The organism is Rhodococcus sp. PSBB066, assembly GCF_017068255.1.
Taxonomy (GTDB): Bacteria; Actinomycetota; Actinomycetes; order Mycobacteriales; family Mycobacteriaceae; genus Rhodococcus; species Rhodococcus aetherivorans.
Genome location: NZ_CP070859.1, coordinates 5852156 through 5866904, shown reverse-complemented (window position 1 = coordinate 5866904; position 14749 = coordinate 5852156). Strand labels below are relative to the sequence as shown.

General features: G+C 72.0%; 13 protein-coding genes. 12 read left to right on the top strand and 1 reads right to left on the bottom strand.

The features are described from left to right. Position 1: 1 nt before the first annotated feature. Positions 2-241, bottom strand: a complete 240-nt coding sequence (locus JYA75_RS26770; protein ID WP_029541442.1) for a hypothetical protein — start codon at positions 239-241, stop codon at positions 2-4. Between the two features lie 134 nt (positions 242-375). On the opposite strand from JYA75_RS26770, the gene JYA75_RS26765 reads away from it, so the two are divergent. The 12 genes from JYA75_RS26765 (at position 376) to purM (ending at position 14586) form a co-directional block, all read left to right on the top strand. Next, complete coding sequence (locus JYA75_RS26765; protein WP_203329533.1) at positions 376-996, top strand: DUF305 domain-containing protein; 621 nt, start codon at positions 376-378, stop codon at positions 994-996. A 105-nt stretch (positions 997-1101) separates the two neighbouring features. Beyond that, the gene (locus JYA75_RS26760; protein WP_029541448.1) at positions 1102-3171 is read left to right on the top strand and encodes a copper-translocating P-type ATPase; all 2070 of its coding nucleotides are present in this window, start codon (positions 1102-1104) and stop codon (positions 3169-3171) included. A gap of 325 nt (positions 3172-3496) precedes the next feature. Next, positions 3497-3862, top strand: coding sequence for a hypothetical protein (locus JYA75_RS26755; RefSeq protein WP_065922979.1), 366 nt, complete (start codon positions 3497-3499; stop codon positions 3860-3862). Between the two features lie 60 nt (positions 3863-3922). Next, a complete protein-coding gene (locus JYA75_RS26750; RefSeq protein WP_029541452.1) occupies positions 3923-4273 on the top strand; it encodes a VOC family protein in 351 nt (116 codons plus the stop codon). 173 nt (positions 4274-4446) lie between these two features. Then, complete coding sequence (locus tag JYA75_RS26745) at positions 4447-5745, top strand: M18 family aminopeptidase (RefSeq protein ID WP_065922978.1); 1299 nt, start codon at positions 4447-4449, stop codon at positions 5743-5745. A gap of 69 nt (positions 5746-5814) precedes the next feature. Next, positions 5815-6426 (top strand): Uma2 family endonuclease, encoded by a 612-nt coding sequence (locus JYA75_RS26740; protein ID WP_029541454.1) that lies wholly within the window; start codon positions 5815-5817, stop codon positions 6424-6426. 65 nt (positions 6427-6491) lie between these two features. Then, positions 6492-8774 carry a phosphoribosylformylglycinamidine synthase subunit PurL gene (purL, locus tag JYA75_RS26735; RefSeq protein WP_050034640.1) on the top strand — a complete coding sequence of 761 codons (2283 nt, stop codon included), beginning with the start codon at positions 6492-6494 and terminating at the stop codon, positions 8772-8774. Between the two features lie 3 nt (positions 8775-8777). After that, complete coding sequence (locus JYA75_RS26730; protein WP_065922977.1) at positions 8778-10553, top strand: alpha/beta hydrolase; 1776 nt, start codon at positions 8778-8780, stop codon at positions 10551-10553. Then, positions 10550-11236, top strand: a complete 687-nt coding sequence (locus JYA75_RS26725) for a CPBP family glutamic-type intramembrane protease (protein ID WP_043801589.1) — start codon at positions 10550-10552, stop codon at positions 11234-11236. Before JYA75_RS26730 ends, JYA75_RS26725 begins: the two co-directional genes overlap by 4 nt. A gap of 11 nt (positions 11237-11247) precedes the next feature. Beyond that, the gene (locus JYA75_RS26720) at positions 11248-11634 is read left to right on the top strand and encodes a sterol carrier family protein (RefSeq protein ID WP_065922976.1); all 387 of its coding nucleotides are present in this window, start codon (positions 11248-11250) and stop codon (positions 11632-11634) included. A 116-nt stretch (positions 11635-11750) separates the two neighbouring features. Next, complete coding sequence (gene purF / locus JYA75_RS26715) at positions 11751-13337, top strand: amidophosphoribosyltransferase (protein ID WP_006930220.1); 1587 nt, start codon at positions 11751-11753, stop codon at positions 13335-13337. Positions 13338-13512: 175 nt separating this feature from the next. Then, positions 13513-14586 carry a phosphoribosylformylglycinamidine cyclo-ligase gene (purM, locus tag JYA75_RS26710; protein ID WP_006930215.1) on the top strand — a complete coding sequence of 358 codons (1074 nt, stop codon included), beginning with the start codon at positions 13513-13515 and terminating at the stop codon, positions 14584-14586. Positions 14587-14749: the final 163 nt, after the last annotated feature.

Genomic DNA, 14749 nt, shown 5'->3' with positions numbered 1-14749 from the left:
TCTATCGACGCGTCCGTCGTCGGGGCCGCGCGTCCAGTTCGTCGCGCAGAGTCCGGTAGGTTGCGACGTCGATCTCGCCGGAGGCGAGCCGCCGGTCCAGGATCCGGCGGGCGTCGTCGCCGGGATCCGGTGGCGCCGCCGCCCGGACCACCGCCCACACCACCACCCCGGCGAGCAACAGCCAGAACACACCCATTGCGAGGGCGGCGGCCCAGCCTGCGCCGCCGTACCAACCCATCATCGCGCACCTCCTACGACGAGTGTGCGCGCCGCCGCGTGTGGGCGGGCGTTGCGGCCGATGAAGTTTCGATGAAGGACCGGCCGGGGCGGGGCTGCGGCCCCGGACTCGGCCGATACGGCGGGTACCGTCGAATCATGTTGTGGAACAAGAGAGTAGTAGCGGCAGCGGCGGCGGTTCCGCTCGCCCTGGTGATCGTGGCGTGTGGCAGCGACGAGCCGCAGCAGCAGTCGGGGACGGCGACTCCGGGCACGTCCCAGACCTCGGTGCCGGCCGGGCAGGCGCAGTTCGTCGACGCGGACGTCGAGTTCCTGCAGGAGATGTATCCCCATCACGCGCAGGCCGTGCAGATGGCCCAGGCCGTGCCCGAACGCAGCGAGGATCCGCAGCTCATCGACCTCGCCGCCCGCATCGAGGCCGCGCAGGAACCCGAGATGGAGCAGATGGTGTCGCTGCTCGACAGCTGGGGGCAGGAGGCGCCGGACGAGGACGGGATGGGTCACGGCGGCATGGGCATGCCCGGCGGGATGCCGGGAATGATGTCCGACGACGAGTGGGACTCCATGATGGGGGCCCGCGGCATGGACTTCGACCGCATGTGGCTGACCATGATGATCGTCCACCACGAGGGCGCGATCGAGATGTCGCAGACCGAGCTGGCCGAGGGCGTGAACCCGGAGGCGCGGCAACTCGCCGAGTCGATCATCGCGACGCAGCAGGCGGAGATCGACGAGATGCGCGCCATGCTCGAGCGGTAGTCGGTGCCGTGACCGGATCGTGACCGTCCCACCCCTTCCATTTATACCCCCAGGGGGTATCAATGGAGGGGTCCACGGAAACGGAAACGGATCGAGGCGGGAGCCATGACAGAGCTCGCACACCACGGACACGCTGCCCACACCGCGCCGCCCGGAGCGCGCGACGCCCACCGCGCCCGGGACCGGCACGCCGGGCACGGGCCGCACGGTGAGATCTTCCGTCGCAGATTCTGGGTGAGCCTGGTCCTCGCGGTTCCGATCGTGGCGTTCAGCGCCATGTTCGCCGACCTGCTCGGCTACGCGCTGCCCGACGCCGCGTGGGCCGGATGGGTCTCGCCCGTCCTCGGCACGGTCGTGTTCGCCTACGGCGGCAGCCCCTTCCTCGTCGGCGGGTGGAACGAGCTGCGGGACCGCCGGCCCGGAATGATGCTGCTCATCGCCATGGCCATCAGCGTCGCGTTCGCGGCGTCCTGGGTGACCACGCTCGGGCTGGGCGGGTTCGACCTCGATTTCTGGTGGGAACTGGCGCTGCTGATCGTGATCATGCTGCTCGGGCACTGGCTCGAGATGCGGGCGCTGGGCTCGGCGTCGCGCGCGCTCGACGCCCTGGCCGCGATGCTGCCCGACACCGCCGAGAAGGTGACCGCGGACGGCGTCGTGCAGGTCGCCCTCGCCGACCTGGCCGTCGGCGACGTCGCGCTGGTGCGCGCCGGTGCGCGCGTCCCGGCCGACGGCACGGTCGTCGACGGGCGCGCCGACGTGGACGAGTCGATGATCACCGGCGAGTCCCGCGCCGTGCCCCGCGCCGTGGGCGACACCGTCGTCGCCGGCACGGTCGCCACCGACAGTGCACTGCGCGTCCGCATCTCCGCGGTGGGGGAGGACACCGCGCTCGCCGGCATCCAGCGCATGGTCGCCGACGCGCAGGCCTCGTCCTCGCGAGCCCAGGCGCTCGCGGACCGGGCCGCCGCCTTCCTCTTCTACTTCGCCACCGTCGCCGGCGTCCTCACCTTCGCCGTGTGGACGCTGCTCGGCAACGTCGACGAGGCCGTCGTCCGTACCGTCACGGTCCTGGTCATCGCGTGCCCGCACGCGCTGGGCCTGGCCATCCCACTCGTCATCGCCATCTCGACCGAGCGCGCCGCCCGCGCCGGCGTGCTCGTCAAGGACCGGCTGTCGCTGGAGCGGATGCGCGGCGTGGACGTCGTCCTGTTCGACAAGACCGGGACCCTGACCCAGGGGCGGCACGTCGTCACCGACGTCGTCGCCACCGCCGGCACCACCGAGGACGACCTGTTGACCCTGGCCGCCGCGGTCGAATCCGACAGCGAGCACCCCGTCGCCCGCGCCGTCGTCGCCGCCGCGGGAGGGCGAGTCATGTTGCCGACGAAGGATTTCCGCTCCCTGCCCGGCCGCGGGGTGCGGGCCGTGGTGGACGGGGCGACCGTGTTCGTCGGCGGTCCGGCCGTGCTCGCGGACCTGCGGGCGCACGTGCCCGCCGACGTCGCGGCCGCGACCGACCGCTGGGTCGCCCGCGGGGCGTCGGTGCTGCACGTCGTGCGCGACGGCACGGTGCTGGGAGCCGTCGCCCTCGAGGACGCGGTGCGCGAGGAGTCGCGGCAGGCGATCGACGCCCTGCACGCGCGCGGGGTGAAGGTCGCCATGATCACCGGGGACGCGCGGCAGGTGGCCGACGCCGTCGCCGCCGACCTCGGTATCGACGAGGTGTTCGCGAACGTGCTGCCCGAACACAAGGACGCGAAGGTCGCCGAGCTGCAGGCCCGCGGGCACCGCGTCGCGATGGTCGGTGACGGGGTCAACGACGCGCCGGCGCTGGCGCGGGCCGACGTCGGCATCGCGATCGGCGCGGGCACCGACGTCGCCGTCGAGTCGGCCGGCGTGGTCCTGGCCGCAGACGATCCGCGCGCCGTGCTGTCGGTGATCGCACTGTCGCGGGCGAGCTACCGCAAGATGTGGCAGAACCTGGCCTGGGCCACCGGGTACAACGTCGTCGCGGTGCCCCTCGCGGCCGGTGCGTTGGCCTTCGCCGGGGTGGTCCTGCCGCCTGCGGTGGCTGCCGTGCTCATGTCGGTCTCCACGATCGTCGTGGCACTGAACGCGCAGTTGCTGCGCCGGCTGGAGCTGGATCCGGCGAAGGTCGCAGCCCGGAGCTGAGACGACCGTCGCCCGACGCGACGAAAGGGGCCCCGCCGCCGTCCCGATCGGCGGCGGGGCCCCTTCTCCTGCGGTCCGGAGCGCGGCCCCCAACCGGCTCCGGCGGGCACCGCCGAATCCCCCGATCGGCCGTGCCGGGCACCACTATGCCGCACGTCGTCGCCGTTGTCTCGAGTAGCATTACGCATCTTTGCCGGGGCCGTTCGGCCGTCCCCTTCCCGGGCCGGGAAGCGCGTGAGCGCGACGGCTCACCGTGAATTCCGCCTTTCACCGGCGCGGGCGCGTCCCGGCGTGTCACGCTCGAACGATGAAGACCAAGACTGCTGTGGTGGCGGCGGTCGCCGCCCTCTTCCTGCTCACCGCCTGCGGATCCGACGACGAGACGTCCGCGCCCGAGAGCACGACCCGCCCGGCCGGCAGCGTCGCCTCCAGCGTCGTCCAACGTGCCGTCGACGCAGCGAAGTTGGGGACCTTCGTCGCAACCTTCCGGACGGGCTACCCGAACCTGGCCGACGGTCGGGACGACGCCTCCATCGAGGCGATCGTCACCGAAACCTGTCCCCTGATCGACGACGGGGCGAGCGACGAGGAGATCAACAGCCAAGTCGCGGAGCTGTCCGCCAACGGGGCGGTCACCCCCACCGATCAGCAGGTGGACCGCATCACCCAGCTCGTCCGCGCCGCCTGCTGACGGCGAACTCGGTGCCGTGGCGGCACACTCGTGTCGGTCCCGTCCGCTACCGTCCCGGCCATGGCACTGAACATCGGCATGATCACCTTCGACAGCGCCGACCCCGGCCCGCTTGCCACGTGGTGGGCCGAGCAGATCGGCGGCCGGATCGAGCAGGACAACGACGGCTGGTTCTACATCGTCGGAATGCCCGGCACCGCACAGAAACTCGGTTTCCAGAAGGTTCCGGATCCGACCCCGGGCAAGAACCGGGTCCACCTCGACCTGGTGGCGCCCGATCTCGACGCCGAGGTGCGCCGGCTCGTCGAGGCGGGCGCGGGTGAGGTGCACCGCCAGGACATGGGCGGGTTCCGGTGGGTGACGCTCACCGACCCGGACGGCAACCAGTTCTGCGTGGCGGGAGGGCACTGAGCGACGGCGGCAGCGCGGCCCCGGGGGCGGGATTCGATCCCGCCCCGTCGGCGCGGTCGCCGGCGACGCGGTGCGCTCGCGGAGACACTCCCGGTCGTGCATCACGGACGTGCCGGGGTGCGGGGTGGCGCGGCCGGGGTGTGTCGAGGCGGGTGCGGTGCGAGGATGCAGCCATGCCTACGACCACGCCCGCCGACGCACAGGGCCTGTGCAACTTCGTCGATCTGTCGCCGTCGCCGTTCCACGTGTGCGCGACCGTCGCGGCCACCCTCACCGACGCCGGCTTCACGCAGCTCACCGAGACCCAGGTGTGGCCGAGCGAGCCCGGCCGCTACTACCTGCTGCGGGGCGGCTCGTTGATCGCGTGGAGCACCGAAGGCGCCGACGGCGACCCCGCCCGCCCGTTCCGGATCGTCGGCGGCCACACCGACAGCCCCAACCTGCGGGTCAAGCAGCACCCCGACCTCGCCTCGGCAGGCTGGCAACTGGTCGGTCTCGAACCGTACGGGGGAGCATGGCTGAACTCGTGGCTGGACCGCGATCTCGGCGTCTCCGGCCGGCTCACGGTACGGGCCGGCAACGGTGCCGAGGACGTGCTCGTGCGCGTCGACCGGCCGATCCTGCGTGTCCCCCAGCTCGCCATCCACCTCTCGGAGGACCGCAAGGGCGTGCAACTGGATCCGCAGCGCCACGTCAACGCCGTGTGGGGGGTGGGCACCGCGCCGCGGTCCTTCCTCGCCTTCCTCGCCGAGGCGGTCGAGGTCGAGGCCGACGCGATCCTGGGCTGGGAGCTGATGACCCACGACCTGGCCCCGTCCACCCTGGTCGGGGCGGACGCGGACCTCGTCAGCGCGCCACGGTTGGACAACCAGGGCACCTGCTACGCCGGGACCGCGGCGCTGCTCGCCGCCGTCGGCCACGTCGCCGAGCACGGCGGCCCGGTGCCGCTGCTCGCCCTGTTCGACCACGAGGAGGTCGGCAGCATGTCCGACCGCGGCGCGTTCTCGGACCTGCTGAACACCGTGCTCGAACGGGTCGTGCTGGCCCGCGGCGGGAGCCGCGAGGACTTTCTGCGGACCATGGCCGGCTCGGTGGTGGCCTCCGGCGACATGGCTCACGCCACCCACCCGAACTACCCGGACCGCCACGAGCCCGCCCACCGCATCGCGGTGAACGGCGGCCCCGTGCTCAAGGTCAACCAGAACCTGCGCTACGCCACAGACGCCGCCGGCGCCGCCGCGTTCGCGCTCGCCTGCGATCAGGCCGGGGTGCCGCTGCAGCGCTACGTGCATCGCGCCGACCTGCCGTGCGGCTCGACGATCGGCCCCATCACCGCCTCCCGGACCGGGCTGACGACCGTCGACGTCGGGGCTCCGCAGCTCGCGATGCACTCGGCGCGCGAGCTCATGGGAGCGAAGGACGTCACCGCGTACGCCCGCGCTCTCCGGGCGTTTCTCACTCCGGCGAACTGACCGGCACGGCCCGGCATCCGGTGCCAGACTGAGGGGACAATTCGCCCGACCGCGAACGGTGGTGATCCTGTGACCGGCCCGTCGTTCCCCGACCATCTGCTCACGCTCGCCGAATGGACGGAACTGCCCGAATACGAGCAGTTCCACGTCGAGGTCTGCGAAGGGGTGCTGTCGGCGTCGCCGCGGCCCGGATACCTGCACCAGCACGTCGCGTTCGGGCTCGTCGCTCAGCTCGCCGATCAGCTGCCGAAGGAACTGGCCGTGCTCGGCGACGTGGAGGTGCTGCTCACCGAGTCCCCGCTGACGGTGCGCTGCCCGGACGGCATCGTCGTCGACCGGGCGCTGGTCGACGCCGACCCCGACCGCGCGACGGCCGCCGACGTGCGGTTGGTGGTGGAGGTCATGGCCGAGGGCAGCGTCCGCACCGATCGCGTCACGAAGTTCTCCGAGTACGCCGAGGCGCGCATCCCCGCCTACTGGATGATCGACCTCGTCGAACCCGCGACGCTGGGGGTGTTCGTGCTCGACGACGGGTGGTACCGCTACGAGGGGGAGTACACGGGCAAGGTGCTGCTTCCGGCCGCGGGTCACCGGGTGAGCGTGGATCTCGACGCGTTGACGGCGGTGCGGCCGCCGCGGGGCGTCGCACCGGTGGACGGCGCCGGGCGTGCACCCGGATAGACTGGCCGCGGCAGCGCGCGCCCGGCCTGCCGTTTCGATCCCAGAGTGAAGGGACCCGACGCCCAGTGTCACCGCAGGTGGATACCGTCACCCACGCCGCCGAAACCCCCGATGTCGCCCAGCCCTCCCGCGAGCTGGGGCTGAAGGACGACGAGTACGCCCGCATCCGCGAGATCCTGGGCCGTCGTCCCACGGACGCCGAGCTGGCCATGTACTCGGTGATGTGGTCCGAGCACTGCTCCTACAAGTCCTCCAAGGTGCACCTGCGGTACTTCGGGGAGACCACCACCGACGAGATGCGGGCGTCGATGCTCGCGGGTATCGGTGAGAACGCCGGCGTCGTCGACATCGGCGACGGCTGGGCGGTCACCTTCAAGGTCGAATCCCACAACCATCCGTCCTACGTCGAGCCGTACCAGGGCGCCGCGACCGGTGTCGGCGGCATCGTCCGCGACATCATGGCGATGGGCGCCCGCCCGATCGCGGTCATGGACCAGCTGCGCTTCGGCGCCGCCGACGCGCCCGACACCCGTCGCGTCGTCGACGGCGTGGTCCGCGGCATCGGCGGCTACGGCAACTCCCTCGGCCTGCCCAACGTCGGCGGCGAGACCGTCTTCGACGCCTCCTACGCCGGCAACCCGCTCGTCAACGCGCTGTGCGCCGGCGCGATGCGCAAGGAGGACCTGCACCTGGCGTTCGCGTCGGGCACGGGCAACAAGGTCATCCTGTTCGGTGCGCGCACCGGTCTGGACGGCATCGGCGGCGTGTCCGTCCTGGCGTCGGAGACCTTCGAGGGCGACGAATCTTCTTCCGGCCGGAAGAAGCTGCCGGCCGTGCAGGTGGGGGACCCGTTCACCGAGAAGGTGCTCATCGAGTGCTGCCTCGACCTCTACCGCGAGAAGCTCGTCGTCGGCATCCAGGACCTCGGCGGCGCCGGCCTCGCCTGCGCGACCTCCGAGCTGGCCGCCGCCGGCGACGGCGGCATGCACGTCGCACTGGAGCGGGTCCCGATGCGCGCGAAGGGAATGACGCCCGCCGAGGTGCTCTCGAGCGAGTCCCAGGAGCGCATGTGCGCCGTCGTGACCCCGGAGAACGTCGACGCCTTCATGGCCGTGTGCAAGAAGTGGGACGTGCTCGCCACCGTGATCGGCGAGGTCACCGACGGCGACCGGCTCGTCATCACCTGGCACGGTGAGACCGTCGTCGACGTGCCGCCGCGCACCGTCGCGCACGAGGGCCCGGTGTACCACCGTCCGGTGCAGCGCCCGGAGTCCCAGGACGCGCTCGTCGCGGACACCACCGCCGGACTGCAGCGCCCGCAGACTCCCGAGGAGCTGAAGGCGACCCTGCTGAAGATGATCGGCTCGCCGCAGCTGTGCAGCCGCAGGTGGATCACCGAGCAGTACGACCGCTACGTCCGCGGCAACACGGTGCTCGCCGAGAACGCCGACGCGGGCGTGGTCCGCGTGGACGAGAAGACCGGCCGCGGCATCGCGCTGGCCACCGACGCGTCGGGCCGCTACACCCAGCTGGACCCGTACGCCGGCGCGCAGCTCGCCCTCGCGGAGGCCTACCGCAACGTCGCCGTCACCGGTGCCACCCCCAAGGCCGTGTCCAACTGCCTCAACTTCGGCTCGCCCGAGGATCCGGGCGTGATGTGGCAGTTCCAGCAGGCCGTGCGTGGTCTCGCCGACGGATGCGCGCAGCTCGGCATCCCCGTCACCGGCGGCAACGTCAGCTTCTACAACCAGACCGGGGCCACCCCGATCCTGCCGACCCCGGTCGTCGCCGTGCTCGGCGTGATCGACGACGTGCACCGGCGCATCCCCACCGGCCTCGGCCTCGAGCCGGGCGAGACCCTGATCCTGCTGGGGGAGACCCGCGACGAGTTCGACGGCTCGATCTGGGCGCAGGTCGAGCACGACCACCTCGGCGGCGTGCCGCCGAAGGTCGACCTCGAGCGGGAGCGGCTGCTCGCCGAGATCCTCACCGCCGGTTCGCGCGACGGCCTGATCTCCGCCGCCCACGACCTGTCCGAGGGCGGCCTCGCACAGGCGGTCGTGGAGGCCGCGCTGGCCGGCGAGACCGGCTGCCGGATCCTGCTGCCGGAGGACGCGGATCCGTTCGTGACCCTGTTCTCCGAGTCCGCCGGCCGGGTGCTGGTGGCGGTGCCGCGCACCGAGGAGACCCGCTTCACCGGCATGTGCACGGCGCGCAACATGCCGTGGGTGCGGATCGGGGTCGTCGACGAGGGCTCCGACTCCGTCGAGGTGCAGGGCCGGTTCTCGGTCTCGATGGCCGAACTGCGAGAGGTCTACGAGGGCACACTGCCGGCATTGTTCGGGTGAGCGATGGTCGGATCCCAGGTCGATCGGCTGGCGTTGATCGAGGCCCGGCAGGGCCGGATCATCGACGCGGTCACCGAATTCGGTGACCGTCATCCCCACACCGCTCAGGCGTGGGGACTGCTGAGCCTGGATTTCACCGGCATCGCCTTCGCGGCCCTGTTCTTCTGCTGGTCGCTGACCCCGTCGCTGCTGCCCCGCGACTGGTTGTTCCAGGGCATCATCGGCGGCATCAACGTCGCCATCGGCTACGGCGTGGGGTGTGCCGTCGGCTGGGCCGGGTACCGGCTGCTGCTGGCGAACCGACCGTGGTGGCCGCCGCCGCTGCCCGTGCTGCGGGCGATCAAGGTCGCGGTCCCCGTCGCGGCCGTGCTCGCGTCGCTGGTGGCCCTGGTGTTCGCCTCGCGGCAGCAGCGTCAGCTCGCCGCGCTGATGAATGCCGAGGGCACCACCACCAGCGGGTATCTGCGGACCCTGGTGCTTGCCGCCGCCGTCGCGATCACCCTGATCGCGACCTGGCGGGGGCTGCGCGAACTCGCGGGAATCGTCGCGTGGCAACTCGTGCGGCGCCTGCGCATGCCGCCGGGTGCGGCTCGCTCGCTCGGTGCGCTGCTGGTGGTGCTGGTGGTCTTCATGCTGATCGACGGTGTGCTGGCCCGGGGTGCGTACGCGGGACTCAACGTGGTGTTCGGTCTCCAGAACAGCGAGACCCGCCCCGGGATCACCCAGCCGCTCGTGCCCGAGAAGTCCGGGAGCCCGGAGTCGTTCGCGGCGTGGGACACGCTCGGTTACCAGGGCCGCGACTTCGTCGGCCGGGGACTGAGCGCCGCGGAGCTGACCGCGATCAACGGCGCCCCGGCGAGGGAACCGATCCGGGTCTACGCCGGGCTCGAGACCGCCGACACCCCCGAGGCGCGTGCCGACCTGGTGATCGACGAGCTCGAACGCACCGACGCGTTCGACCGCGAGGTGCTCGTCGTCATCCCGACCACCGGCACCGGATGGGTCAATCCGACCGCGGCGATGATGATGGAACTGGTCCACAACGGCGACGTCGCCCTCGTCGCGTGGCAGTACTCGTACATGCCGAGCTGGATCTCGTTCCTCGCCGACCGCGAGAAGGCCGCCGCCGCCGGCGACATGCTGATCGACCGGGTGCACAACCGGTGGCTCGCCCAGGCCGCTGAGCATCGCCCGAAGCTGTACCTGTACGGGGAGAGCCTCGGAACCCAGTCGGGGGAGGGCGCTTTCGACACGCTCGCCGAGATCCGCGACACCGTCGACGGTGTCCTGTGGGTCGGTCCGCCCAACTCGAACCGCCTGTGGCGTCAGCTCGTCACCCGGCGCGACCCGGGCACCACCGAGGTCGAGCCGGTGTACGCGGACGGTCTGGTGGTGCGCTTCGCCGACAACCGCGCGTCGATCGGCGAACCCGACACTCAATGGTTGTTCCCCCGGATCCTGTACCTGCAGCACGCCTCCGATCCGGTGGTGTGGTGGTCCCCGGACCTGATCTTCAGCCGGCCGGACTGGCTGTCCGAACCGCCCGGACCCGATCGGCTGCCGCAGATGCGGTGGTTCCCGTTCGTGACGTTCTGGCAGGTCTCGGCGGATCTGACCAACGCCGCGGGGGTACCCGACGGTCACGGCCACAACTACGGCACCACGGTGCTCGACGGGTGGCTCGCGATCGCCCGGCCCGAAGGCTGGGCGGAGACCGACACCGAGCGGGTGCGGTTCGCGCTGAGCGTCATCGACGACCTGCAGGGACCGGAGAAGTGAGCCGGCCGGGACGGGCTCGCCGCCGGCCGTGGCTCGGTCCGGTCGTCGCCGCGGCGGTCGTCGGCTGGGGTGCGGTGCTGCCGGCCACGCGCCTCGGGCCGCGGGGGCGGGCCGTGCTGTCCGCAGCGGTCGGCGCCGCGGCGGTGGGTGCGGCGCGGGCCTCGGGCCTGGAACGGGCGACGCTGGGACTGGACCCGGTGCACCTGGTGTCCGGCGCCCGCTGGGGTGCGGCCGCCGCGACCGTCCCGCTCGCCGCCTACGGGGTGATGCTGGCCGTCCCGTCGCTGCGTGCCCGGCTCGTCGACGAGGCCCGTGCCGAACGTGAGGACTTCTACGAATGGGTGGGCCTGCACATTCCCTTCGGCACCGTCGCCGCCGAGGAACTCCTGTTCCGCAGCGTGCTCGCGGCGCTGCTCGGTCCGGGTGGGGCGGGGTCCGGCCTGCACGCGGCGGCCTTCGGGCTGTGGCACGTGCGGCCCGCGAGGGACGCCGGTCACCACGTGCTCGGAACCGTGCTGGTCACCGGACTCTCGGCGGTGGTCTTCGACGGGCTGCGCCGGCGCAGCGGCAGCGTCCTCGCGCCGGCACTGCTGCACCTGGCCCTCAACGCCGGCGGCGCGGTGGCCGTCCGCCTGGCCGGCCTGCCGCCCGAGGAGGACGCCGCCGCGCCGCGGCGGCGTTAGGCTGGCTCGCCGTGGCACCGCGCAGACCCGTCGACCCCGCCGAACTCCGCGCCGCCCTGCTCCGGGTCGGTCCGTGGCTGCGGGCGGAGACCGACGACGCGCCCGCCCGCACCGACCTCGCGACGGCCGTGCGCCTGAGCGCCCGTGCCCTCGAACAGGTGGCGCCCGGATCCGGCGTCGAGGTCCGGGTGCCGCCGTTCGTGGCGGTGCAGTGCATCGAGGGACCCCGCCACACCCGGGGCACCCCGCCCAACGTGGTCGAGACCGACCCGCGGACGTGGCTGCGGCTGGCCACCGGTCTCGTCGGCTTCGCCGACGCGGCCGCCGAGGGATCGCTGGACGCGTCCGGCAGCCGGGCGGGGGAAATCGCGCACTGGATGCCGCTGCTGCGGTTGTGAGTGGGGGGCTACGGGACGCCGGATGGGGCCCCGGCGGCCCGTCGGGGCGGGGCACCGTCGCGCGACCCGTAGAATGGTGTTGCCTCTCTTCTGTCCAGCCCCCAGGGAGCACCCCGGTGACCAGTGCCGATCTGTCGGTCCACACACGTAATCTCCTCGCAGCCGAGGAACCTGAGAACGAACCTCGCGAGGAGTGCGGAGTCTTCGGAGTGTGGGCTCCGGGCGAGGATGTGTCCAAGCTCACGTACTACGGCCTCTATGCGCTGCAGCACCGCGGCCAGGAGGCGGCCGGCATCGCCGTCGCCGACGGCTCGCAGGTTCTCGTCTTCAAGGATCTCGGGCTGGTGAGCCAGGTCTTCGACGAGCAGACGCTCGCCGCCATGTCCGGTCACATCGCGATCGGGCACTGCCGCTACTCGACCACCGGGTCGACCACCTGGGAGAACGCCCAGCCGATCTTCCGCACCACCGCGGCCGGCACCGGCGTCGCGCTCGGCCACAACGGCAACCTGGTCAACACCGCCGAACTCGCCCAGCGCGCCCGCGAGCTGGGCCTCGGCGAGGACCGGCGGGCGGTCACGGCGACCACCGACTCGGACATCGTCGGCGCGCTGCTCGCGCACGCCGCCGCCGACAGCACCGTCGAGCAGGCGGCCCTCGAGCTGCTGCCGACCCTGCGTGGTGCCTTCTGCCTCACCTTCATGGACGAGCACACGCTCTACGCCGCCCGCGATCCGTGGGGAATCCGGCCGTTGTGCCTGGGTCGCCTGGACCGTGGCTGGGTGGTGGCCAGCGAGACCGCCGCGCTCGACATCGTCGGTGCGTCCTTCGTGCGCGACATCGAGCCCGGCGAGCTGCTCGCCATCGACGCCGACGGCGTCCGCTCGACCCGCTTCGCGAACCCCGAGCCCAAGGGCTGCGTGTTCGAGTACGTCTACCTCGCGCGTCCGGACTCGACGATCGCGGGCCGCTCGGTGCACGCGACCCGCGTCGAGATCGGCCGGCGCCTGGCCAAGGAACACCCGGTCGACGCGGACTTGGTCATCCCGGTCCCCGAGTCGGGCACCCCGGCCGCCGTCGGCTACGCCCAGGGCTCCGGCATCCCCTACGGTCAGGGCCTGATGAAGAACGCCTACGTGGGCCGCACCTTCATCCAGCCGAGCCAGACCATCCGGCAGCTCGGCATCCGGCTCAAGCTCAATCCGCTGCGCGAGGTGATCCGCGGAAAGCGGCTCGTCGTCGTCGACGACTCGATCGTGCGTGGCAACACTCAGCGCGCCCTGATCCGCATGCTCCGCGAGGCCGGTGCGCTCGAGATCCACGTGCGGATCGCGTCGCCGCCGGTGAAGTGGCCCTGCTTCTACGGCATCGACTTCGCGTCCCCGGCCGAGCTGATCGCCAACGGCGGCGGCACCCGCGACGCCTCCGAGCTGACCGGGCACGACTTCGACGAGATGGTGGAGATGGTGCGCCGTTCGATCGGTGCGGACTCCCTCGGGTACATCTCGATCGACGGGATGATCGGCGCCACCGAGCAGCCCGCATCGCGCCTGTGCGCCGCGTGCTTCGACGGGCACTACCCGATCGCGCTGCCGAAGGAGCACGCCGTCGGAAAGAACGTGCTCGAAGGCATGCTCGGCGGGGCCGCGGGCACCGCGCCGGTGCTCGACAACGACAACGCGGACGCGTTGAGCCGCCCCTAGACCCACCCGCCGCCGCGATGGCGGCGGCCACGGTTTCGCGTCGTCGCGCGTCGGCGGTCCGACCCGGTCAGGTACCTTGAGGTGCGCGATCGGCGGGCTTCGGCGTGCGTGCGCGCGCCCGGCAGCGATGCCGACACACCTGTTCACCACAACTCGAGGCTGGAGCCGACAACCCATGACCGAGGACACAACCCCCGGAGCTTCCTACGCAGCGGCGGGCGTGGACATCGAGGCCGGCGATCGAGCCGTCGAACTGTTCGCACCGCACGCGAAGAAGGCGACCCGCCCGGAGGTGCTCGGCGGCCTCGGCGGATTCGCGGGTCTGTTCGCGCTCAAGGGTGACTACAAGGAACCGCTGCTCGCGGCGTCCACCGACGGCGTCGGCACCAAGCTCGCCGTCGCGCAGGCCCTCGACAAGCACGACACGGTCGGTCTCGACCTCGTCGCGATGGTCGTCGACGACCTCGTGGTCTGCGGCGCCGAACCGCTCTTCCTGCAGGACTACATCGCGGTCGGTCGCGTGGTGCCCGAGCGGGTGGCCGAGATCGTCGGCGGCATCGCGGCCGGCTGCGTCCAGGCCGGTTGCGCGCTGCTCGGCGGCGAGACCGCCGAGCACCCCGGCGTGATGGCCGACGGGGACTACGACCTGTCCGCCACCGGTGTCGGCGTCGTCGAGGCCGACAGGCTGCTCGGACCCGACCGGGTGCGCCCGGGCGACGTGGTCATCGCCATGGGCTCGTCGGGCCTGCACTCCAACGGATACTCGCTGGCGCGCAAGGTCCTTCTCGACATCGGCAAGATGAGCCTGACGGCACACGTCGACGAGTTCAGCCGCACCCTCGGCGAGGAACTGCTCGAGCCGACCCGGATCTACGCGAAGGACTGCCTCGCGCTGGCCGCCGAGACCGAGGTCCGTACCTTCTGCCACGTCACCGGCGGGGGACTCGCGGGGAACCTGGCCCGCGTGATGCCGAAGGGACTCGTCGCCGAACTCGACCGCACCACGTGGAGCCCGGCTCCGGTGTTCGGGCTCATCGCCCAGCGCGGCCGCGTCGAGCGGGCCGAGATGGAGAAGACCTTCAACATGGGCGTCGGCATGGTCGCGATCGTCGCGCCCGAGGACGTCGACCGGGCCCTCGCGGTGCTCACCGCGCGGCACATCGACTGCTGGACCCTGGGCACCGTGCGCAAGTCGCAGGACCAGGACGACGTGCGGGCCGTGCTGGTGGGCGACCACCCGCGGTTCTGACCCGGCGCCGGCCCGAGTCCGGCATCCGGGAACGCCCCACCCCGGAACCTCTCCATACCCGAAACACGCAGCGCCCGGGCCGTTCAGGACGGCCCGGGCGCTGCGCGTCGTGGTGATGAAGAAGTTTTCGGGATCGCCTCACCGCCCGACCGGGTCCGCAGAG